Genomic DNA, 22,583 nt, shown 5'->3' on the forward strand with positions numbered 1-22,583 from the left:
AGGCGGCATCTTCTCCTGGCCGCTTTTCGGCTACTGGACTGGAGTGACGCAGACTCGCTCCCGATGCAGACAAAGGTGCAAGGTTATGAAACCCCGCGACTCTCAAGGCAACGATGCAGACGAACTGCCGATCTACCTTTCGATCATCGGTCTGGCGGCGCTGTTGTGCTTCGCCTTTATGATGACGGGCAGCTTCTGGATGACGACGGTTGTGCTGGTGCTTGGATGCCTTCATCTGGCGCGGTATTTTCCCGCCGTCGATGAGATTGTCCAGAACGATATTGCGTTGCGCTGGCTGCGCCATCTGACGCCGCTCATCATTTTTGGCATCTTTGTTTTCCAGGTGATGGTGCAGCAATCAATGTGGTAGTCGCCTCATTCGGGCAGGTGGAAGGCATCGGCGCTTCCTGTGCGCCTTACGCTTCCCGTTCCAGCGCCAGTTGCATCTTGCGCACCCGGTCCGCAAGTTTTTCGGAACTGAGACTTTCGCGCAAACGGTCGACGAGCAGCGGAAAGGCGAACGGCGTCGGGCGCGGTGTGTCGACCACGACAATCCGCCCTGCGGCGACGCGCGCCAGCGCTGCCGCAAGGCGGCTCTGCTCTAGCTGGCGCTCCAGCACCTCGCGCCGCGCCTGTTCGAGCAATCGGTTTTCTGGATCATACTGCGCAAATACATCGTACATCAGGCTGCTCGACGCCTGCACCTGGCGCGCGCTCTTTTCGCCAGGGTATCCTTCGTACACCAGCCCGGCAATCCGGGCAATTTCACGAAACTGGCGCTTCATCATCTCGGTGGCGTTCAGGCTGGCGAGAATGTCGTCCGCCAGCCGTTGGACGCTGAAGAGCGGCGCGTCTGCGCCGGCAATCGACCATCGCTGCGCGCCGCGCGCGGAATCGAACACCACGCCAAGCGCTTCTTCAAGCGGCGCCGGTTCTGGCGCCAGCAACTCGAAGCCATAATCGTTCATCGCCATCGTAAAGGTGATCGGGCGCAGACGGCTCAAACGAAATGCGATCAGCGCCGCCATCCCTTCATGCGCCAGCCGTCCCTCGAAAGGGTACACAAACAGGTGATGCCCTTCCCGCGTCTGCACGCGTTCGATCAGCAGTTCGTCGGCGTCGGGGAGCAGCGACCAGCGCGCCTGCACTTCGAGCAGTGGGCGCACCGCTTCCATCTCGGCGCCGCGCAAGATGCCATTGCGCGCTTCTTCAATCCAGGCGCGAATGGCACGCGATAGTTCGGTTGACAGCGGCATGCGCCCGCCCATCCAGCGCGGCGTTACGCCTTCACGCCGTTCCGCCTTGCGCACAAAGACGGTTGTGTCGCGCAACTGCACGAATTCGAGCGCCTTCCCGGCGAAGAAGAAGACATCGCCCGTTTTCAACCGCGCTGCGAACGACTCCTCGACCGCGCCGAGCACGCCGCCGCGCGTGTACTGCACCTTCAATGTCGTCTCGCTTACGATTGTGCCGATGTTGATCCGATGGCGACGCGCAACTTCCGCGTTTGCTACGACATAGCGACCGTCGCGTTTCACGACGCGGTGAAACTCCGGGTAGGCGTGCAACGATGCGCCACCCCGCACCACAAAGTCGAGCGCCCACTGCCATTCAGCGTCGCTCAGACGGCGAAAGGCGCGAGTGGATCGCACTTCGGCGAGCAGTTCGTCGGCGGTGAAACCGCCCCCCAGCGCGCAGGTGACCAGATGTTGCACCAGCACATCAAGCGGCGTCTCCAGCGGTTGGCGCGCTTCGATCCGTTCCTGCGCAATCGCGTCGCGGGCTGCCGCGATTTCGATCAACTCCAGGGCGCTCGCCGGTGCGCACGTCACCCGGCTGACGGCGCCGGGACGATGTCCGCTGCGACCGGCGCGCTGCAACAGGCGCGCCACTCCTTTGGGGCTGCCGATCTGAATGACCTGATCCACGGGCGAGAAATCGACTCCCAGGTCGAGACTCGAGGTGCAGACTACGCACCGCAGGCGACGTGCGCGCAGCGCTTCCTCGACCCATTCACGCACCTTGCGATCCAGCGATCCGTGGTGGAGCGCCAGCATGCCTGCCCAATCAGGACGCGCCTCTAGTAGCGCCTGGTACCAGATCTCTGCCTGAGATCGCGTGTTCGTGAATACCAGCGACGTTTTCCCCCGCTCAATCGTTGCCACGACCTGCGGCAGCAGTGTCAACCCCAGATGCCCTGCCCACGGAAAACGCTCTATCGTTTCGGGAAGCAGAGTCTCGATCACCATCGGCTTCGGAAGCAGACCGCGCACAATCCTGGCGCGCGATGGTTGCCCCTCGATCACAGGGATCAATGCATCCAGCGCTGCGTCCAGGTTTCCCATTGTTGCCGACACTCCCCAGACGCGCAGATGGGGGTGCAACCCGCGCAGCCGCGCCAGCGCCAGTTCGACCTGCACGCCGCGCTTGGTCGAGAGAAGTTCGTGCCATTCATCGACGACCACCAGCCGTAGATCGGCGAACAGATCGCGCCATTCGGGTTGGGTGAGCAGCAGTGAGAGGCTTTCGGGGGTGGTGACCAGCGCTGCCGGCAACCGGAGACGCTGGCGGGCGCGCACGGCGGCGGACGTGTCGCCGGTGCGCGCTTCGACCTGCCAGGGAACGTCGAGGTCATCGAGCGGCGCTCGTAGCGCTTCGACGGTATCGGCGACCAGCGCGCGTAGTGGCGTGATCCACAGCACACGCAACGCTGGCGTTGTGCGGGTTGATGACTTGTCAGCCAGCCATTCGGCGACTGCTCCCAGCCAGGCGGCGTATGTTTTCCCGGCGCCGGTTGTGGCATGGATCAGACCGCTTTCGCCCGCCAGGTATGCCTGCCAGACCTCCTGTTGAAAGGGAAAAGGCGTCCATCCGCGACGCGCAAACCACTCCTCGATTGGTCTCAGCGCATGGTGCATGGCATGGTCATAGATGTCGGCGATTGAGTGCCAATACTGTTCAAATCTGCGCACACACAGGCGCAAAGGCGCAGACTGAGAACCTTGCCGGATAATGGTCCGGCGGCGTAGCGAGCGTTGCTACGCTTTCCCAACGTCGGTAAGGTTATACCATATCTCCTGAATGCTCCGGCGTTGTGGCGAGAACCGCCATTCCTTTCCCAACGCTCCGCTCGTGGCATGCGCCGCGACGCAATCTTTCCACGCAAGCGCGGGCAGGTCTGCGATCTGAATTCTCTCCTCGCAGTGATGGCAGCACAGAGGTCTTCGGATGGACGCCGGCAGAGAAACCGCAGCGCGCCACACCGCTGGATGCAACGCTCCGGCGTGCTGCGGTCCATCACACGATCCTATCGTACCACGAGAGGCAGAGCAACGCCAAAGGGCTGCCCGAGGGAGCCGATCAGCGGAATATCCCCAGAAACGCCGAACTGCACGACAACCTCGGCATCGCCGCCGTCGCGCGCGGTGTCGCAGAAGAAGCGCTGGACCGAAGGGCGATAGACGCACGGATCATCGCGCCCGTCGCCGTCAATATCTCCCAGGAGCGGAATATCCGAGGCAAGACCGAACTGTACGGCGACCTCGGCATCGCCGCCGTCGCGCGCGGTGTCGCAGAAGAAGCGCTGGACCGAAGGGCGATAGACGCACGGATCATCGCGCCCGTCGCCGTCAATATCTCCCAGGAGCGGAATATCCGAGGCAAGACCGAACTGCACGACAACCTCGGCATCGCCGCCGTCGCGCGCGGTGTCGCAGAAGAAGCGCTGGACCGAAGGGCGATAGACGCACGGATCATCGCGCCCGTCGCCGTCAATATCTCCCAGGAGCGGAATATCCGAGGCAAGACCGAACTGCACGACAACCTCGGCATCGCCGCCGTCGCGCGCGGTGTCGCAGAAGAAGCGCTGGACCGAAGGGCGATAGACGCACGGATCATCGCGCCCGTCGCCGTCAATATCTCCCAGGAGCGGAATATCCGAGGCAAGACCGAACTGCACGACAACCTCGGCATCGCCGCCGTCGCGCGCGGTGTCGCAGAAGAAGCGCTGGACCGAAGGGCGATAGACGCATGCGGCATCGCCCTGCAAGAGAGTAGAGGGGGGGATGACGTGAGGCTTGGATGACGGCGTGGATGATGATACAGATGTGGGCGAGCGCTGAACCAACAGAGTGAGCAGTATGATTGTCAGCGTCACAAAGATGCGAGTGCTCAAGGTTATCCTTTCTGTTCTTGCCGAAGTGACAGATGAGACAAGTATACACTTTCGGCGATATATGGCAAAGTGGCACTCTATCCTCTGCGCGACCCTGCGTTGCGCTCTGGGTGGCAACCTCTTCCGAAGCATCCCGGAGAGTCCATTCGCTTGCCGGATGTGCTACAATATGCGTAGAGAGCATTATCGGCAACGCGCCGCCGCTGGAGCGATCCTCCAGAGGAACTTCCCGACTCCCCGCCCGCCGCGAGGCGGAACGTCGCCCCGCGAAACCATAAGCGGGGGCGCGCGGGTGGTAACGCCCGCGCGACGCAAGACGGCAACAGAGAGCAGACCCGCCGATGGCCTCCTGTGAGGCTCAGGTAAGGGGTGAAAGGGTGCGGTAAGAGCGCACCGGCGTCGGCAGTAATGTCGGCGGCCAGGCGACTGCGCCGACGATGGGGAGCAAGGTGTGTGGGGCGGGCTTATCGTGTGGGAGCGGCGCATGCCGCGCTTGCACCACCGCGTTCGCTCACATCGCAGCCGCGACGGTGAGGGCGGGTAACACCCGCCAGTCCAGGAGCGGCCCGCGCTGTGCGCGGAGAGAGATGGCGGCAAACAACAGAATCGGGGGTATAGTTGCCGAAACAGGCGGGCGGAAGCAACGTTTCCGCCCGCTTGCTCTTTGTGTGTCGCATCGGGTTTGACGGGAGAGATCATTCACGCTACGATAGCAACGCTTGCTTGAAACCCGTCGGAGCCGTTGTGCAGTCGTTTTCTCACCTTTTCTTGCAGCGCCTCGAACGGTTCGTGATCGGTTCGTACCCGGAATCCGTTCGCGCCAATGTTCGCATCGAATTGTTCGCCTCATTCTGGTATGGTCTCTTTTTTGCCGCCAGCCTGACGTTTTTTCCGGTCATTCTGCGCCGCTTGGGAGCGACCCCCTTCGATCTTGCGCTGTATGTCATCTTCAGTTATATCGGTCAAACCCTATCGCCCTTGAGTCTAGCGCTCCTCCAACGCGCGTCGCCGTTGTGTTTTTCGATCATCGCCTGGTCGTTTGGGCGCGGGTTGCTCCTGTGTGGCGCGCTGCTCACCGGAGCGCCCTGGCTGCTGGCGCTTGCGGCGTTGTTCTGGATCGCCGAGGCGCTGCCGGCGCCAGCCTATGCGCGCATCATGCAACAGATTTATCCGCCGCGCTACCGGGGGCGGGCAATGTCTGCCGTGCGAATCGGGGTCGCCATCGTGGTGCTGGTTGCTACGCCGGTCGCAGGCTGGGCGCTCGATCAGGTCGGGCATCAGCCGCTCTTCGCGCTGGCTGCAATCTTTGGCGTGGTTTCGAGCCTGATTTTCTCACGGGTTCGCCCACTCGATGGCGTTGCGGAACCGGAGAGTCCGCCGACACTGCGGGAGTTGCTCCCGATCGTGCGCCGCGATCGGCGATTTATGCTGTATCTGATCGTCCTGGTCGTTTATGGGTTTGGAGCAGTGATGGCGCTGCCGCTCTACCCGCTGGTACAGGTAAGCCGGCTGCAACTCTCGTACACCACGATTGGTTATCTGAATCTGGTGCAGTCGATCTTCTGGTTGGCGGGATTCTTTGTGTGGGGGCGGCTGCTGGACCGTTATGGACCGCTGTGGGTGTTGCGCTTGAGCATGCTCCTGGCAGCCTTTGTGCCGTTCACGTATGTGTGGGCTGGCAATGCCTGGATGCTCCTGCCGGCGTTTATCTGTCAGGGATTGATGCAGGGCGGTTTTGAATTAGGGATTACCACCGGAGTCATCGATCTCGCCGAACGCGGTCGCGTGATGGAATACACGGCGCTGCAAGCAGCGATTATCGGCGTGCGCGGTATGCTGGCGCCGCTGCTCGGGTCGCTGCTCCTGGGCATTGGCGCTTCCGAAGCACTGGTGCTCGGCGCCGCCACCGGGTTGGTGATCGCGTCCTGCGTGTTGCTGGGCGCCGTGCAACCGCCACGGACCAGTTGATCCCGCTCCTCCGACGATTGCTTCCGCGCGCGGGAGCCGCCGCGCTCGTGGGTCCGTCCCCCGGTGGGCGTGCCGGTGTTCGCGCGGGTGTTCTGTCCGCTCCTTAAACAATGAGGGGCGTCTACCAATGACGATTGACGATGCCGCATGCTGGTCATTCCGAGCCCTTTGCTTCGCTCAGGGTAAACGCAGCGCGGAATCTGAGCGGGTCGCGCACGACCCCGCGCGCTGCTCGGGGTGACCATGCCGGATGGTCACAGGTCATTGGTATCATTCCGTGCAGAGCAGAGAATCCCGACGGTGATGCCATATGACGCCGCCGCTGCTCAGGGTGACAGGCGCCCGACGTCGTGATGGTGACGCCGCCGATGGAACGCGCCAAGTCGCAGTCCGCTTAGGGCGACAGGCGCCCGACGTCGTGATGGAGCGCAAAGCACATCCTCATCTACGGCGCCAGACGGATGTAGATTGGTGCATCGCTGACTGTGAATCGGATCAGTCCGTCCCCGTCCTGATCAGAGCAATCGACGGCAAGGGGTGTTGGGCGTTCGAGATGCGAAATGCAGGTCGCCCGCCGCCCAGAAGATGTGACAAGCCCCCACCCCGCCTCGTCCTGCGCAGTGGGACGCCAGAAGACGTACAATGGTGCGCCATCGCGGGCAATAAAGCGGAGCATATGCGGTACGCCTTCCTGATCGAAACGCACATCGTTCAATGGCGGACCGGCATACGCTGCACCCTGGAGCAGCAACGCTGCGTTGCGATAGGCATAGAACGCCGGTCGTGGCGTCACCCCGCTACTCCCAACGTCCGCCAGGTGACTGTGCTGGAACCCCGCTCCCTGCTCCAGCAAGGTATACCAGAGAATGCCGCGCAGGTTCAGTGCAATTGCAAGAGCGTAAATACGGGCGGCGTAGTTTGCCTGCGCCTGATGGAAATCAGGAGGGCAAGGCTGCCCTTCGGGGCAGACGTCGGCGACCTCCACGGCGGCGAGCGGCATCCATGCGAGACCATATGCCGCCAATGTCCGGCGCAGACTCTGCGCTTTCAAGGTCATGCGCTCGGCGCTGCCCCAGCGTGTGTAACCGGAGAAGCCGATCATGTCACATGCCAGACCGCCCCCTTCAATCATACCGCGCAGAAAACCGAGCGTCTGCCGGTCGTCGGGCCAGAAATGGGCAAAATTGCCGCCAATGATCTGCGCCCCAGGGACGACCGAGCGCACCGCGTTTGCGAACACACGAAGCGCGGCGCCATAGGCATCGCCGCCATACCACGGCGCAACACCGGTGTTCCAACACCCGATGCCTTTGGTATCGGCGACTGCGGGTGTGAAATCCGGCTCATTCCAGAATTGCCAGTACCGCACGGCAAGATCGCCGCTGCGGTAGCGCGCCGCCACCGCAGCGGCAAACCGCGCCAGGTCTGCATAGGCTTCGGGCGCAACCGGGCTGCACGCGCGATCCGGCAAACGCCGCGCCCATGCGGGGGCGCTCTGCACCAGGACAATCGGCTCGACACCGGCGGCGCGCAACCGGCGGATGTTGGCTTCTAACCCGGCTGCCGCTTCCCAGTCATAGACGCCGCGCTGCGTTTCGATTGCACCCCACACCAGATCGCCGGCGCGCGCCCAGGTTGCAGGGAGCGTCGGCAACAGCGATTCAGCCTGCGCTCCGCGCGATACCCGCAGATCGTACCCCCAGAGCACTCGTGTGTCGGGGACATTGATCAGCGGCAGATAGGCGGCAAACGTCATTTCCTCCGACTCGACAACGGGGGATGATGAGAGTGCGAAAGGTGTCAGGATGACGAGAAGAACGAACAGTCGCATATGACCCATTTTCCGGTGCAGCAGGCGCGTTCTTGGGCGTGATGATCGCGCACGGACCACCAACCATCATACCGCATCCAATAAAACGGCATCCGGGGCGATTGTTACACATTCGTGACGACCGTTCAATAGTACGACCGACCGTTGTGATATAATCGCTTTGCCTGAACAAGAAGTGAGGGAGACCATCGTGTCGGCAGCGCTGACCACACGCCAACAGATCGAGCGAACACACCACGACCTTGTCGCTTCCCGTGAACGACGCGACTTTTATGCATGGGGCGCGCTCGACATCGCCGATGCATATGCCTGTTCGCTGATCGACTCCCCACAGGGTAAGGTCATTCTTGATCTTGGATGTGGCAGAGGCGCTCATACGGTGCGCTTTGCGCAATCTGGAGCGCACGTTGCGGCAATTGACCTGTCGCGTGGTATGGTGACTGTGACGCAACAGCGCGTGATCACCGCAGGGGTTGGCGATCGTGTGGCGGTTCAGCAGATGAGCGCCGAGTCACTGGGATTTGCCGACGCGACGTTCGACTATGTGTTTGGTCATTCTGTTCTGCACCATACCGATCTGGCCGTGACCCGCCGGGAAGTGTGGCGGGTGCTCAAGCCGGGTGGTCGAGCCGTGTTTCTTGAGCCGCTCGACCACAATCCACTGCTCAACCTGTTTCGCCGTCTGACGCCATGGCGCCGAACACCAACCGAAAAACCGTTGCGTTTGAGGGATCTGGGTTTCTTTGCGGAACCATTTGTGCACAGTTCACATTGCGAATTCTATCTTCTGGCGCTCGGAGCATTCGTTTTTGTGCCATTGCAGAGGCGCGCGCTTTTTCAACGTGCGCTACGCCTGCTGAATGCGGTTGATCAAAAGGTTTTCCGGCAGGTTCCTGCGTTGCGTCGCTATGCCTGGGTAACGGTGCTGGAACTGCGGCGCTGACCGGGATTGGTCATTCCTTATGTCGTCATCGGCAACCGAAACATCACATACTGCTGCGTTGCAATCAGCGATGGCGCTTCCTTTCGTTTCGATCATAACGCCCTGCTACAACGAACATCGCACGATTGGTCTGTTGCTCGAAGGCATCTATCGCCAATCGTACCCGCGCACAGCGATGGAAGTGGTGATCGCTGATGGCGGCTCGACTGACGCGACACTTGAGTTTATTCATGCATTCCAATCGCGCCATCCCGATCTGGCGATTCGGGTTGTGCCCAACCCGCAACGCATCACGCCGGCGGCATTGAATCGCGCGATTGCTGCTGCGCGCGGTGAGATACTTATTCGTCTCGACGCCCATGCTATTCCTGCGCGCGATTATGTGGCGCGCTGTGTGGAGGCGCTCGAACAGGGGCTGGGCGATAATGTCGGCGGCGTATGGGAGATTCGCCCTGGAGACGATAGTTGGATTGCGCGCGCCATCGCGGTAGCGGCGTCGCATCCGCTTGCGGTTGGCGATGCACACTACCGGCGCGCGCCTGAGACGGCACGTTCGGTAGATACGGTTCCGTTTGGCGCGTTTCGTCGTGCGTTGTTCGATCGCATCGGATTATTCAATGAGCGACTGCCGATCAATCAGGATTATGAATTGAACGCTCGAATCCGCCGGCATGGTGGTGTCGTCTGGCTCGACCCGGCGATCCGATCGGTGTATATGCGTCCGACGTTGGGCGCTCTGGCGCGGCAGTACTGGCGATACGGTTTTTGGAAGGCGCGTATGCTCACCCACTATCCGACGACGCTGCGCTGGCGTCAGGCTGTTCCCCCGCTCTTTGTTGCCGGTTTGCTTGGGCTGGCGATCAGCGCGCCATGTGCGAAGGCTGCACGGCGGATGCTGGCTGCACTGATTGGGCTGTATGGAGGAGCACTTGGCGCGGCCGGCGCGCATGCCGCAGTGGGGCGTCGCGATCCGGCTCTCAGCGCCGGATTGCCGCTGGCAATAGCGACGATGCACTTTTGTTGGGGAAGTGGATTTCTCTGGAGCGTGTGGTCGCTGCTGGCAGAGCGCCGATCTTCTGAACAGGTCGTACAGACGCGATGAATCGACGGGCTGCACTCAATACGGCATCGCGTTCACACGCGATGCCATTCCATCTGCGATTGGAGATTTCCGAGCGCCGGTTGTTGTTGCGCATCGGCGATCTGGCGCTAACGGCGATTGCTGTCTTCGGGGCGCTCTGGGTATGGGCGCGTCTGGCGGACCGCTCACTGGATATGGGATTGGTGCGAGAACAGATCGGTTGGGTGGCGCTGATCGGCATTGGTTGGACCCTCTGGATGATGCTGGCAGACATGTACAATCTGCGCCTCGTGGCGCGCGTTGGTCCCAGTATGCGTCGGATCCTCCTCGGCGGTCTGGCGCTCCTCTTTGCTTACCTGATCCTGTTCTTCGTCTTGTCGCGCGCACCGGTCACCGGCATGCTCGCCGCAATCGAAACTGGCGCGCCGCCGCTGCGCTTTGCTCCGGCGCTCGCCATTGTTGCCCTGGTTGTGTTAATGGTCATCTGGCGGATGGCGTATATTCGGGTGCTGGGAGCGCCACACGCGCGGCGACGTCTGCTCATCCTGGGAGCGGGTCGGGCCGGTTCAATCCTGTCGCACGTCATTCTCAAGGGGCACAGCCCGTACTATGAGATCGTCGGGTTTGTTGATGATACGCCGCAGACACGTTGTGCTCACATCGGCAGTGTTCCGGTGCTTGGCGGTGTCGATTGTCTTGGCGACGTCGTCTGGGAGCGGCGTGTCGATGAGATTGTCATTGCCAGCGGCGAGGTGAGTGGCGAGGTGCTTCAGGTGTTGATGGATTGCTACGAAAATGGCGTTGCCATCACGCCGATGCCACTGCTCTATGAGCGATTGACAGGAAAAATCGCTGTTGAGCATGTTGGCAGTCAGTGGTATGTCGCATTGCCGCTCCACTCGCGCCCGACGCGCACCGCCGAGGCGGTGATGAAGCGTCTGCTCGACCTGTCCGGCGGTATCGTGCTGGTGGTGGCGCTGCTGATTCTGTTGCCGTTCGTTGCGCTTGCCATTCGTCTCGACTCGCCGGGTCCGGTGTTCCACCGACAGCAGCGCGTTGGCTGGCGCGGCAAGCCGTTTACCGTGCTCAAGTTTCGCTCGATGGTGCAGGACGCTGAGCCGGATGGGGAGGCGCAGTGGGCGACGAAGGACGACCCCCGTGTCACCCGGGTTGGGCGCCTGTTGCGCCGTATGCGCCTCGATGAGTTGCCGCAGGCGCTCAATGTGTTGCGCGGCGAGATGAGTCTGGTTGGTCCACGCCCCGAACGACCGGAGTTTGTCGAACGACTACAACAGATCATTCCGTTCTATCGGGTGCGCCTGGCGGTCAAGCCGGGTCTGACTGGATGGGCGCAGATCAACTATGGGTATGGCGATAGCGTGGAAGCGACCCTGAACAAACTTCAGTATGACCTCTACTATTTGAAACATCAATCCTTCTGGTTCGATCTCCTCATTCTGGCGCGAACGGTGCATGTGGTGCTGCGGATGAAGGGGCAGTAGGGGCGGGATCACCGAGAACCAGGAACTGGGAACCGAGAACTGAAAGACGGGGGACCAGACATTAACCTCCGGGAACTGAACCGTTCAGATGTCGGCGCCGCCTATCCCGTTGTGCCGGCGAGAATGGCTTGCTTGAGTTGTATGAAGACGTATCCCGTACCGGCGATGGATGTTCCACGTTCGTGCTCTGAGTCGCGTCACGGCGCAGTAGGGTGGCGGCAGTGGGGACTGGCGGGCGTTCTGGCAATCCTTGCCTTCGGGATTGGACTGGTGTTCGCGCCGGGCGGATTGCGCTTCGATGCGGCAGACCCGGCGGCGGAGCGGCATCTGGTCCGGTTCAGCGCCGCCGAAGCGAATGAGCGCGAAGCGTATCGCTGGTCGGAGCGCGGCGCTGCCATGCGTTTGTTCGGTTTGACCCGGCGGCCGCTGATCGTCGATCTGCGCATGACCTCGCCGCGCCCGGCGGGCGCCGCTCCCGCCGAAATCCGCTTTGCCCTGGGTTCCTGGCATAGCAATGCGTTCATCATCGAAGGAGACTGGCGGCGCTATCAGGCATTGTTGCCGCCGCGCCCTGGCGCCCCGGATCTGCGCCTGGAAACACGCACCTTCCGACCTGCCAAAGAGAGCGACAAACGCGACCTCGGCGCTGCGCTTAATCGTGTGGCGATCTTTCCTGCGGATGGGTTGACGCCACCAATTGGCGCTATCGCCACGCTCGGCATGGTGCGTGCTATCATTTTGCTGTTGCTCCCGATCGCACTCTTTGCTGCAACATCACGAACAGAACCCCGCACTGCACCGTGGATCGCAGTGGTTGGCGGCGCCGTCTTGCTAGCGGTCGCGGTTGCGCACCCGGTCGATGCTGTTGCGCTGTTGCCCGATCTCTGGCTCATTCCGGTCGGAACTGCTGTGAGCGCGGCAATCTTTTTTGGCGCGCAGCCGCACCTGACACCAATGCTGGTTTTCCTGCGCCACGCGCTGGCATCGGACGCGGCGCGACTCGCTGCGGTTCTGGTCGTTGCCGCCATTCAGGGCATGGTGTTCCTGGCGCTGGTTCCCCCCTGGCAACACTACGATGAGCCGGCGCACTTCGAGTTTGCCTGGTTGCTGGCGTTCCATCCCTCGTGGCCCGCCGTGGGAACGGTCAATCCGGCCATTGCCTGGATCGGCGGCGAAGGTCGCGCACTTTCACATTTGCCCACGTATCATCTGCTGGTCAGCCTTCCTCTCCGTCTCACCGATGGTTGGAGCGTGATCGATCAGCTCTACCTGGCGCGCGTTGTGTCGCTTGCGCTGTTTATTGCAACCATTGCGATACTCGGCGGGATAGCGCGCACACTCTTCAGCGTCGGGCATCCGATGCGCTGGCTGTTGCCGCTGGTTGCTGCGCTCATTCCGCCGTTCGCCGACATTATGACCGCAGTGAACAACGATGTCGGCGCGATTATGGCATTTTCGCTCTTCCTGTGGAGTGTTGTCCACATTCTTGTGCTTGGGTGGAGCGCGCGGCGCGCAGCCTGGATGATCGGCGCAGCGTTGCTCGCAGCCGCAATGAAGAATGTGACACTGATCGCCGTGCCGCTTGCGGCGGTTGTGTTGTTCATCGCGTGGGGCATTCGCCAGAGATGGCGCTGGCGGCGATTGGTTGGTCTGCTTGCCGCATTGGTGACAGGTGTGCTGGCGTTCAGCCTTGCGTGGAGCGATCCTGCCGCCTGGTATCGATATGGCGGCGTGTCAGGGGATGGAGCGGCGCGAGTCGCGCTTTCCGATGCACCGCACGGACGGCATGCATTTCGTCTTGCCGCTGGCTTCTCGCCATATGAAGTCTCCGGCCTCTCTGCGCCCCTCGCGCTCGCTGATCTTCCTGTGATCGCTGGCGGTCCCGTTACGATTGGCGCGTGGGTGTGGGCGTCGCGCGCGACGACTGCTGCCGGACCCATTATTCTCTACAATGATCTGACTCCTGAATTAAGAACGATCACGATGGCATCCGTAGACGTTGATGTGCAGCCTCGTTTTGTTGTGTGGACGTTCGATGCGCCACCTGTGATGCGCACGATGCAGGTGTTGATGCCGGCTCCAACTCCGATGAACGGAGAACCGCCAGTCACCTTCTTCTTTGACGGTCTGGTTGTCGTCCAGGGAAAATACCCCGCTCATACGCCACCGCAACTCAACGATGCGGCAACCGCCGGTCACTGGAATGGACAGACTGTCACGAACCTGGTGCGGAACGGATCGGCGGAACACGGCTGGTTGTATCTTCGCCCGATGATTGACAGTGCGGCATGGCCGCTGGTTCGGCGATCTCCTTCACGAGTCCTGACTTCGCTGCTCGATTTTGAGCGTACTGGACCAATCGTTCTGTTCAATGTTGTGCCAGATCTGACGTTTCGCTCATTGATGACCTTTGGATGGGGCGAGGTGGAACCGGAGGATCGAGTCTGGCGCAACGTGTTGCCGATAATGATGCTGGCGCTTCTGCTCGGTTTCGCTCGTGCTGTCGTCGCCAATGCGGGCCACGCCTCGCCGAGGCGCGTCGCAGTTGCTGTCTTTGCATTCGTTGGACTCCTTTTGTGGACAAATGCGGCCCTGCGCATTCTCCCGGCGCTGGTTGCACAGCCGGCACCCTTCCCGCGCTACGGGTTCCCTGCCATTGCACCGCTGGCGCTGGTGATTGCCGCCGGATGGCTGGCATGGTGGCCGATGCACCGGCGCGCAACCGGCGCTGCCGCACTGGTCATTGCTATGCTCATGGTGAACGCGCTCGCGTATGCGACGATGTGGTGGCGCTGGTATGTGTAAGTGATGCGTCGTTGTCCGTGAGAACGTTGCATGTTGAACGTGGAAGATGAAGCGAGTCCAGAGGTGAGAGGGGTGCAGATGGAAGGCGGTGATACGCGGCAGCTCCACGTTGCGCGTTGAACGTGTCCGACCCGTGAGGTCTCTGCCGCGCACCCGCCTCAACCGTGGAACGCTGCCGGCAGCGTGATTGCCGCTCGTGACCCAGCCTCTGCCTGACCTCAAGGTTCTTGAGGCGCGGCGAGAGGGGATGAGGAGTGTGGCAAGGCGGTTCCCGGTTTTCGTAACCCCTAACCCCTGATCACCGCCTGCACCGATTCGCCGATAATCGTCACGATCCGGTCGATCTGCTCCTCGGTTGAGACGAGCGGTGGCGCCAGCAGGATCATATCACCAAGCACGCGAGTGAATAATCCGCGCCGCATCATTTCCTGGTAGACGCGCGCACCCATATTCGCCTCCGCCGGATATGGCTGCTTTGTCGCCTTATCTACCACCAACTCGACAGCCGCCATCATCCCTTTGCCGCGCACATCACCCACTCCATCGAGCGCGTACAGCGTTTGCAAACCGTTGAGCAACCGTTCGCCGATCTGAGCCGCCCGTTCGACCAGCCCCTCCTCTTCGATGATCTGGAGGTTGCGCAGCGCCACGGCGCAGCAGGTCGGATGCCCGGAGTAGGTGTAGGCATGCATATAGCGCTTGTCAGGCGGGGCGCTATGAATGGCTTCGCGAATGCGGTCGGAAACGCCGATGCCGCCCAGCGGCACATAGCCGCTGGTGATGCCCTTGGCGAACTGCACAATATCCGGTTCGATCCCATAGTGTTCGAGGGCGAACCAGCGCCCGGTACGTCCAAACCCGGTGATGACCTCGTCCGCAATCAACAGCACATCATAGGTGTCGCAAATCTCGCGGATGCGCCCGAAGTAGTCGTCCTGCGGCACAATCACTCCGCCGGCGCCTTGCACCGGTTCGGCGATGAATGCTGCCACCGTGTCGGGACCTTCGCGCAGGATGGCTTCTTCGAGCAGGTTGGCTGCGGCAATGCCATCGCTGATGTCGGGGGTCGGGTTGACGAAGCGGTACGGATAGGGCGACTCGATGTGGATGATGCCCGGCACACGCGGTTCGAACATGGGCCAATAGACCGGCAGACCGGTGGCGCTCATTGCTGCCATTGTCACACCGTGGTAGCCGCGCGCGCGCGAGATGAACTTGACCTTATCCGGCTTGCCGAGCAGTTTCCAGTAGTAGCGCGCCGTCTTGAATGAGGTTTCGGTCGCCTCAGCGCCGCCGCTGGTGAAAAAGAAGGTGTTGATCGAGGGGTACATCAATTGGCTAAGGCGTTCCGCCAGGTTGATGGCCGGCAGGTTCGACGAACCGGTATAAGCAGAGCAGTACGCCAGCGTCGTCATCTGTTCCGCCGCCGCTTCCGCCAGTTCGCGCCGTCCATGCCCGACGTGGACGTTCCACAACCCGCTTAGTCCATCGATATACTCGCGTCCCTCGATGTCGATGACAATCGCGCCGCACCCTTTCACCCAGATTTTCGGCGACTGATGCCCGCTGGGGTGATACAGCGGATGCAACAGGTGCGCCAGATCGCTCTGTATGCGTTCAGCGACATCGATGGCGGTCATGGGTCCTCCTTGTGCGCACTGTGAAGCGGCGAACATCCAGAGTAATGATACCACAGGTACTACCATGCAGTAGGGCTGCGATGGTTCGCGGTTGACGTAAACGACTCCGCCGAGAGTGAGGCGTATCCAAACGTTCTCTATCTGTAAGCGCCGCTCTGTGCGCGCCCGGTTGAATGTTGTATCAACGAAAGGGCGAACTCCCCTGCAAATACGGGGGAAATCGCTCTCTTCCTCACAAGCGGCAGGTGCTATACTGGTTTGTGACTGAAAGGAGCAGTGCGATGGGGATTTTCGATTTTTTGTTTGGACGTGACCGACACAACCGGCAATCACGCCCTGTTACCGGATCAACCACACGCCTGAGCAGCGATGAGCAGGCGCTTGAGCGGTATCGCTATTTTCTGCGCACGGCGCCGCCTGATGCAATCGAGCAGGCGTATACCGACGCTTTTGCTCAGTTGACGCCGGAACAGCGCGCGTATGCGCTACGCGAATTGATGAATGTACTGCCGCCACACGAACGCGCATCTGTGCCACAGCAGGACGACCCGCAGACCCTGGCGCGGCTGGCGACGCGCGCAGAACTGCGCGAGCCAGGCACAGTCGAGCGGTTGTTCAATCGCCACGATGCGCCGGCGCCAGTTGCGCACCAGGCGATGCCTGCAACCGGCGGTATGGGGTTCGGCGGCGCGCTCGCCGGCACATTTCTCGGCGCTCTGATCGGCGGCGTCGTCGGCAGCATGGCGGCGCAGGCGATCCTGGATGGGTTTGCCGCCGATGAGATGATCGGCGATCTGGGCATAGAGGAAATGTCAACCGGTTTTGAGGACTTCGGCGGCGACCTGAGCGCCGATGTCGGCGGCGATGTTGATATGGGTGATGGGTGGTAAATTGACGGGACCGTGGGGGCATCGGGGGTGTCGGGGGCGTCGATAGGGGCAGGTCGTCGCAGGGGCAGCAGGGGCAGGTCTCAGACCTGCCCCTGCGACGACACCACATCCCTGGCAATCATATCCTCATACGTTTCGCGGCGCTGAATGAGACGTACTGACCCACCATTCACCATGACAACCGCCGGACGTGGAGTCAGGTTGTATGTGCTGGCCATGCTCAGCGTGTAGGCGCCCGCCACAGGAACTGCCAGAATGTCGCCAACGCTGGCGCGCGGGAGCGGTGCGGCATGGATCAACACATCGCCCGATTCGCAGTAGCGCCCGGTAATCGCTACGCTCTCTTCGATTGGCGCATTCGCCCGTTCTGCCAGCACCGCACTATACCGCGCGCCGTAGAGCGCCGGACGAATATTGTCGCCCATGCCGCCGTCGATATGTAGGAATCGCATATGCGGAAGATTCTTTGTTGCGATAATCGTATAGAGCGCTACCCCTGCGCGCGCGATGATTGAACGTCCTGGTTCGATCACCAGGTGCAGCAGGGGAAACCCGCGTCGGCGGCATTCATCGGTGAGCGCTTCTCCCAATCTCATCGCAAGAGCGTGTACATCGAAGGGGTGCTGATCCGCAGTGTATGGCACTCCTGCTCCTCCGCCGATGTTGATTTGCTGAATAATGAAACCGTGGCGATCACGCAGGCGCGAGGCGCTGTCGAGCAGCGTATCGATCTCAGCGGCATATGGTTCCAGGTCGAAGAGTTGCGACCCGAGATGAGCGTGTAACCCGATCAGGCACAGACCGGGCGCAGTGCGTAACCGTTCGGCGGCGGCATCGAGTGCATCAAGTGGTAGACCGAACTTCGATGTCGCGTGACCGGTTTGAATATGGGCGTGCGTATTGGTGACGATATCCGGTGCAATGCGCAACGCAATCGGTTGTGGTGGTGAACGATATGCGGTCAGGTTCGCCAACATCGCCAGTTCATCGAGATTATCGACAATGATCTGTCCGATTCCGGAGGCCAGCGCCTGTTCCAGTTCGGCGCGCGTTTTGGCGTTGCCGTGCATATGAATGCGCTGCGGCGGGAAGCCGGCGCGGAGCGCCACGTATAACTCACCGCCTGAGACTACGTCCAGCCCCAGCCCTTCATCAGCGATCAGGTGTGTGAGCGCAGTGTTGAGCAACGCTTTACTCGCGTAATGAACTGCCGTCTCCCCCCGGTAACAGGCTGCAAGCGCCGTTCGCCAGGTGCGGCAGGCGCTGCGAATGGTCTCTTCATCGAACAGGTAGAGCGGCGTGCCGTACTGACGCGCCAGAGTCGCCACATTGCAGCCGCCGATCATCAGTCGCCCATGCATATCGACTACCGTCGTCAGGGGCCAGAGGTGTGCGTTGTTTATGCCTTCTTGAGTCGTGTGGTTCATATCTCTCTATCAGTGTCAGGACGCAGGAGGGGCGAACTGAGCATCGAGCATCGAGAGTCAGGGGTTGGAAGTCCACCTTCTGCCTTCCACCTTCAACCTTTGCGCGTGCAACCCGCCTTCCTTTGCTCTGTGCCTGCGTGGAGACCTCCAGGTAGCGTGCGAAGGCTCACGAATCCGTGCCCCATCCGCGCCGGGCGCCCCTACGCCGCGCACCTTGCTTTACCTTCAACCCAACACGCGCCGGACTTCATTGAGCGCGCTGCGTTCAGTTAGCAGCAACACCCGGTCGCCCGGTTCCAGAATCGTCGTTCCACCAGGAACCAGAGTATCAGTATTGCGATGGATCAGCACAACCAGTGCGCCGCGCGGCAATCCCAATTCCATGATAGCGCGTCCACACGCTGGCGATCCTGGCGCAACCGTCAGCTCGACCAGTTGACTGCTGGCGCTGACCTGCGGGATGAATTCCTGTGGATAACGGAATGTTGCGGGAGGTTGCGATTGCTGGACCCCAAGCCAGCGCGCCACGCGCGCTATCGTTGTCCCCTGGATCAGGACGGAGGTCAGCACGATGAAGAATACCAGATTGAACATGACGCCAGCGCGATCCAGCCCTGCCAGAAGCGGAAAGGTTGCCAGCACAATCGGCGCTGCACCGCGCAGCCCGGCCCAGGAAACCATCGCTTTGGCGCGCCAATCGTAGCGGGTGAACGCCAGCGACACAAACACGGCAACCGGACGCGCCACAAAAATAAGGAATGCTGACATCAGCAGCCCCTCGCCGATCAGTGGAACAAGCCGCGAAGGATACACCAGCAGCCCGAGCACCAGGAACATAGCGATCTGCATCAGCCACGCCAGACCGTCGTAAAAGCGGAGGAGACTGCGTTTATGCGCAAAGTCGCAGTTGCCAAGCACGATACCCGCAAGATACACCGCAAGAAAACCGCTGCCATTGATCAGCGCCGTTCCGCCGTAGGTCAGCAGCACCAACCCCAGCATCAGCGCCGGGTACAACCCTTCCAGTTGAAGACGGGCGCGATTGATGGCAATCGCCATGATCCGCCCCAGCGCATACCCGGCGACGCCGCCAATGGTCATTTGCAGAACGAACAGCGGTGCCAGACTTGCGAGTGAGCGCGATGGATCGGCGAGCACCATCGTCAATCCAATGGTCAGGAACACCGCGATTGGATCATTGCTGCCCGATTCGAGTTCGATCAACCCTTCCAGGTTATCGCGCAGGTTGACGTCACGGGTGCGCATGACGGCAAAGACGGCCGCTGCATCGGTTGAAGAAATGATAGCGCCGAGCAGGAACCCTTCCAGCAGCGAAAAGTGCAGCAACAAATGCGCAACAACCGCCACCAGCAACGCGCTGATCACCACGCCGAGATTCGCCAGGATCAGCCCGGTCCAGAGCACCGGTCGGATCATCTGAAGATCGGTGTACAACCCGCCAGAGAACAGGATCAGCACCAGCGCCAGCACGCCAACCGATTGCGCCAGCCAGGCGTCATCGAACGCAATCCCGCCAGGACCATCAGAACCGGCAAGCATGCCGATCAGCAGGAACAGCAGCGGCGCAGGCACCCCAAACCGCAGCGACGCCTTGCCGGCGATGATGCTGAGAATCAAGAGCAGCGCTGCGATCAGGAGCATGAGTTCGAGCGACATGGACCTTTTTCTGAACGCTTTGGGGCAGGTCTGCAACCTGCCCCAAACGAATGGGGTGCGGCGTTTGTTCCGCGTGTCCTGCCTGTTGGCGACAGTCAAAGCAAGCGCCGCTCTCGATGGCAGGGCTTCTGGGATACGCGATGTGTTTTCCTCTTTCTCTCGCCTGGTTTTCCCTTTCCCCGCCGTCCCTCACGGGTGGCGTTTTCAGGGAAGAGGGGTGTTTGCCGCATCCCCGCCTCCCTGTCCCTCTCTACCCCGATGGGGAGAGATTGTGCTGAGCGCGACGGATCAGGGATTTTGGTCATTCTGATACCCAGCCCGCGCGACACAAGACACGGGTTTGCCAGACAACCTCCCTTGTGAACGCTCCCCTTCTTCCGCTTAAAGGAGAAGGGGGGCGATCTGATGCCCGATATGTGACGACTGAAGATGCCGGGGGCATCGCCCGGATGTGATCGATTACAGGAGTTCCTTCAGCGCCGCCAGTGCCGCGTCGTAGTTCGGTTCGTGACCAGCGACCGGTACGTACTCAACGTGGCGGATGATGCCGTCCTTATCCACCACAAAGACGGCCCGGCTTTCGATGCGCAACTCTTTGACATAGGTGCCATACGCTGCGCCGAAACTCATATCGAGGTGATCCGACGCCATAACGACCTTATCCACCCCTTCGGCGCCGCACCAGCGCCCCTGCGCAAACGGCAGATCGGCGCTGACGGTCAGGATATTGACTGCATCGCCGAGCGCCGCCGCTTCCTGATTGAAGCGACGGGTCTGTTTGGAGCACACACCGGTGTCGATCGACGGAATGACGCTGATCACCAGCGGCTTACCGGCGAACTGTTGGCTGCTGATCGTGTCTTTGCCGGTCGTCAACGTGAACGCCGGCGCCGGATCGCCCGGCTTCAACTCAGGACCGATCAGCGTTTTGGGACCCCAGAAATCGAAAGCGTTTGGTCGTTCCATCAGGTTCCTCCTTTTCTCGCTGAGCAATTGCAGTATACAATATATCTCCCCCGCTTATGCCGCATCATGAGGATTGCAAGTGCTGCGGGCATCGTCCTGTTTCGGAGGGTGACTATCGCACAGTTGAAGATTTTCGCCATCTGTCATTATAATAAGAAATTAATGCAAACCTGCGTCCGGGATAGGCTAATTGCATTTCTTTGTCGGACATGGAGGCGCCACGGTGAACCTGCTGCTTATCATTCTGACAATAATCATTTTGACGGCAACCGGCATGTACGTATTGGTGCAAGACTGGCGCGCGCTTGCCAATCGGCTGTTCGTCTTCTTCGTTTTCGTCGCTATTGCTTATATGTGCGTCGCCGTGATGCGTCTGGCAAGTCAGAGCTGGGAAGAAATATGGTTTTTCCATGGTTTGACTGCGCCGTTGCTTGCTATTGATGCATGGTTGCTGATCTGGCTTATTCTGGCGATTTTCATGCCGCATCTTTACGTCCGGCGCGGGATACGATGGCTTCTGGCGATGCCATATCTGATCATGACGCTGTTTCTGTTGCTGGACTGGTATGCCGGTTTTGGGTTGGTCAGAATCTCGGATGGTTTGGAAGAAGGCGGTCGTCTGTTCTTCCCGGTGGGACCGATATTTGCTCCAATCGTGGCGCTCTATACGTTAGGAGGCATGCTTGCGCCGATCATTATGCTGTTGTCCGTCATTCGTCAGAATCGCCAGGCGCTGCACCCGGCTCTGTGGCTGTCGGGCGGAATTATGTTATCTTTCGTCGCAGGCGCGTTTTTCGGTGAACTTTCGTTTACGGGATTAAGTTACGTCAGTATGCTTCCACTTTATCTGGCGTTCGGTTGGGTGACATTGCGCTACCAGGTGTTTCGCCCCTCGAGTGTGGCGTTGCGCACTGCTGTCGAACATCTGCCGGATGGGATCGTGGTGCTCGACACGCAACGACGGGTGCGCTTCGCTAATCGCGCGGCGCAGCGCCTGGTATCACTCACCGATGCCGGCGATATGCCATTTGAGGACGCGCTGGCGCGTGCCGGCTTTAATGAACAAACGTCTCCTGATGATCGGATCGTCGATCTGCGGCGCTTCCACCGTGATGGCGAGGTCGCAACGACGCTGGTGGTATCGGAAGCCGCCATCGAAGGCGAGCGCGGATCCGCAAGTGTCCTGATTCTGCGCGATATGACGACGGTGGAACAACAGAAGGCGGCGCTGGCGGCATCGCGCGCAGCGCTCGAAGAACGTACCGCAGCGCTGGAATGTTCGCTGAAGGAGATTCAGGAGCGAGACGCGCTGATTACCCGCCTGACACTGCCGTTGATTCCGTTGAGTGATGGCGTGCTGGCAATGCCGCTGATCGGCGCGTTCGACGGCGCGCGTTGCGAGGCGCTCATCGCACTGCTGCTGAAGCGGATTGAGGAGCGCAGCGCGCGCGTGGTCTTGCTCGATCTGACCGGTATCACCGGCTTTGATGAGTCGCTGGCGGCGGCGCTGCGTCAGGCGGCGGATAGCGCTCGCCTGATGGGGGCGCACATTGCGCTGTGCGGCATTCGTCCCGACATTGCCGAAAGCATCGTCCACGAACGGATGCACCTGAACAGCGTGCGCCTCTTTGCGACGATGCAGGAGGGAGTAGCGGCATTGCTGGGGCACAACCGATGAC

At 60.9% G+C, this 22,583-nt stretch carries 15 protein-coding genes; 8 read left to right on the forward strand and 7 right to left on the reverse strand.

What is annotated here, in order from left to right; all coding sequences use genetic code 11:
* Nucleotides 1-85: 85 nt before the first annotated feature.
* Nucleotides 86-370, forward strand: a complete 285-nt coding sequence (locus RCAS_RS05220; RefSeq protein WP_012119557.1) for a hypothetical protein — start codon at nucleotides 86-88, stop codon at nucleotides 368-370.
* Between the two features lie 46 nt (nucleotides 371-416).
* Here RCAS_RS05220 and RCAS_RS05225 read toward each other — a convergent pair whose 3' ends face one another.
* Nucleotides 417-2,972 (reverse strand): ligase-associated DNA damage response DEXH box helicase, encoded by a 2,556-nt coding sequence (locus RCAS_RS05225; RefSeq protein ID WP_232280179.1) that lies wholly within the window; start codon nucleotides 2,970-2,972, stop codon nucleotides 417-419.
* 335 nt (nucleotides 2,973-3,307) lie between these two features.
* Nucleotides 3,308-4,174 carry a hypothetical protein gene (locus RCAS_RS05230; RefSeq protein ID WP_012119559.1) on the reverse strand — a complete coding sequence of 289 codons (867 nt, stop codon included), beginning with the start codon at nucleotides 4,172-4,174 and terminating at the stop codon, nucleotides 3,308-3,310.
* A 744-nt stretch (nucleotides 4,175-4,918) separates the two neighbouring features.
* Between RCAS_RS05230 and RCAS_RS05235 the strand changes: the two genes are divergently transcribed.
* Nucleotides 4,919-6,142: an MFS transporter gene (locus RCAS_RS05235; RefSeq protein WP_012119560.1), complete on the forward strand. Its 1,224-nt coding sequence runs from the start codon at nucleotides 4,919-4,921 to the stop codon at nucleotides 6,140-6,142.
* A 445-nt stretch (nucleotides 6,143-6,587) separates the two neighbouring features.
* On the opposite strand, the gene RCAS_RS05240 is transcribed toward RCAS_RS05235, so the two are convergent.
* Nucleotides 6,588-7,973, reverse strand: coding sequence for a hypothetical protein (locus RCAS_RS05240; RefSeq protein ID WP_157042559.1), 1,386 nt, complete (start codon nucleotides 7,971-7,973; stop codon nucleotides 6,588-6,590).
* Nucleotides 7,974-8,163: 190 nt separating this feature from the next.
* Between RCAS_RS05240 and RCAS_RS05245 the strand changes: the two genes are divergently transcribed.
* From RCAS_RS05245 to RCAS_RS05260, 4 genes are all read left to right on the forward strand, one after another.
* Entirely contained in the window at nucleotides 8,164-8,916 is a 753-nt protein-coding gene (locus RCAS_RS05245; RefSeq protein ID WP_012119562.1) for a class I SAM-dependent methyltransferase, read from the forward strand.
* 19 nt (nucleotides 8,917-8,935) lie between these two features.
* On the forward strand, nucleotides 8,936-10,018 hold the full coding sequence (locus tag RCAS_RS05250) for a glycosyltransferase family 2 protein (RefSeq protein WP_012119563.1): 1,083 nt from the start codon (nucleotides 8,936-8,938) through the stop codon (nucleotides 10,016-10,018).
* 41 nt (nucleotides 10,019-10,059) lie between these two features.
* On the forward strand, nucleotides 10,060-11,499 hold the full coding sequence (locus RCAS_RS05255) for a sugar transferase (protein ID WP_232280180.1): 1,440 nt from the start codon (nucleotides 10,060-10,062) through the stop codon (nucleotides 11,497-11,499).
* Between the two features lie 141 nt (nucleotides 11,500-11,640).
* Nucleotides 11,641-14,304 (forward strand): hypothetical protein, encoded by a 2,664-nt coding sequence (locus RCAS_RS05260; RefSeq protein WP_157042560.1) that lies wholly within the window; start codon nucleotides 11,641-11,643, stop codon nucleotides 14,302-14,304.
* A 287-nt stretch (nucleotides 14,305-14,591) separates the two neighbouring features.
* Here RCAS_RS05260 and RCAS_RS05265 read toward each other — a convergent pair whose 3' ends face one another.
* Complete coding sequence (locus RCAS_RS05265; protein ID WP_012119566.1) at nucleotides 14,592-15,944, reverse strand: aminotransferase family protein; 1,353 nt, start codon at nucleotides 15,942-15,944, stop codon at nucleotides 14,592-14,594.
* Between the two features lie 281 nt (nucleotides 15,945-16,225).
* On the opposite strand from RCAS_RS05265, the gene RCAS_RS05270 reads away from it, so the two are divergent.
* Nucleotides 16,226-16,834, forward strand: a complete 609-nt coding sequence (locus tag RCAS_RS05270; RefSeq protein ID WP_012119567.1) for a hypothetical protein — start codon at nucleotides 16,226-16,228, stop codon at nucleotides 16,832-16,834.
* Between the two features lie 80 nt (nucleotides 16,835-16,914).
* On the opposite strand, the gene lysA is transcribed toward RCAS_RS05270, so the two are convergent.
* From lysA to tpx, 3 genes are all read right to left on the reverse strand, one after another.
* Complete coding sequence (gene lysA / locus RCAS_RS05275) at nucleotides 16,915-18,261, reverse strand: diaminopimelate decarboxylase (protein ID WP_012119568.1); 1,347 nt, start codon at nucleotides 18,259-18,261, stop codon at nucleotides 16,915-16,917.
* 225 nt (nucleotides 18,262-18,486) lie between these two features.
* Nucleotides 18,487-19,938 (reverse strand): potassium/proton antiporter, encoded by a 1,452-nt coding sequence (locus RCAS_RS05280; protein ID WP_012119569.1) that lies wholly within the window; start codon nucleotides 19,936-19,938, stop codon nucleotides 18,487-18,489.
* A gap of 459 nt (nucleotides 19,939-20,397) precedes the next feature.
* Nucleotides 20,398-20,904 (reverse strand): thiol peroxidase, encoded by a 507-nt coding sequence (gene tpx, locus RCAS_RS05285; RefSeq protein ID WP_012119570.1) that lies wholly within the window; start codon nucleotides 20,902-20,904, stop codon nucleotides 20,398-20,400.
* A gap of 223 nt (nucleotides 20,905-21,127) precedes the next feature.
* Between tpx and RCAS_RS05290 the strand changes: the two genes are divergently transcribed.
* A complete protein-coding gene (locus tag RCAS_RS05290; RefSeq protein WP_012119571.1) occupies nucleotides 21,128-22,582 on the forward strand; it encodes an STAS domain-containing protein in 1,455 nt (484 codons plus the stop codon).
* The last annotated feature ends 1 nt before the right edge of the window (nucleotide 22,583 follow it).

Source organism: Roseiflexus castenholzii DSM 13941, assembly GCF_000017805.1.
In the GTDB taxonomy this organism is placed as follows: Bacteria; Chloroflexota; Chloroflexia; order Chloroflexales; family Roseiflexaceae; genus Roseiflexus; species Roseiflexus castenholzii.

Bases quoted from the DNA above. Each gene is read 5' to 3' on its own strand.
- RCAS_RS05220 (WP_012119557.1), top strand. From the start codon at position 86: ATGAAACCCCGCGACTCTCAAGGCAACGATGCAGACGAACTGCCGATC.
- RCAS_RS05240 (WP_157042559.1), bottom strand. From the start codon at position 7,973: ATGCGACTGTTCGTTCTTCTCGTCATCCTGACACCTTTCGCACTCTCA.
- RCAS_RS05250 (WP_012119563.1), top strand. From the start codon at position 8,936: ATGTCGTCATCGGCAACCGAAACATCACATACTGCTGCGTTGCAATCA.
- RCAS_RS05255 (WP_232280180.1), top strand. From the start codon at position 10,060: ATGCCATTCCATCTGCGATTGGAGATTTCCGAGCGCCGGTTGTTGTTG.
- RCAS_RS05260 (WP_157042560.1), top strand. From the start codon at position 11,641: ATGAAGACGTATCCCGTACCGGCGATGGATGTTCCACGTTCGTGCTCT.
- RCAS_RS05265 (WP_012119566.1), bottom strand. From the start codon at position 15,944: ATGACCGCCATCGATGTCGCTGAACGCATACAGAGCGATCTGGCGCAC.
- RCAS_RS05270 (WP_012119567.1), top strand. From the start codon at position 16,226: ATGGGGATTTTCGATTTTTTGTTTGGACGTGACCGACACAACCGGCAA.
- lysA (WP_012119568.1), bottom strand. From the start codon at position 18,261: ATGAACCACACGACTCAAGAAGGCATAAACAACGCACACCTCTGGCCC.
- RCAS_RS05280 (WP_012119569.1), bottom strand. From the start codon at position 19,938: ATGTCGCTCGAACTCATGCTCCTGATCGCAGCGCTGCTCTTGATTCTC.
- tpx (WP_012119570.1), bottom strand. From the start codon at position 20,904: ATGGAACGACCAAACGCTTTCGATTTCTGGGGTCCCAAAACGCTGATC.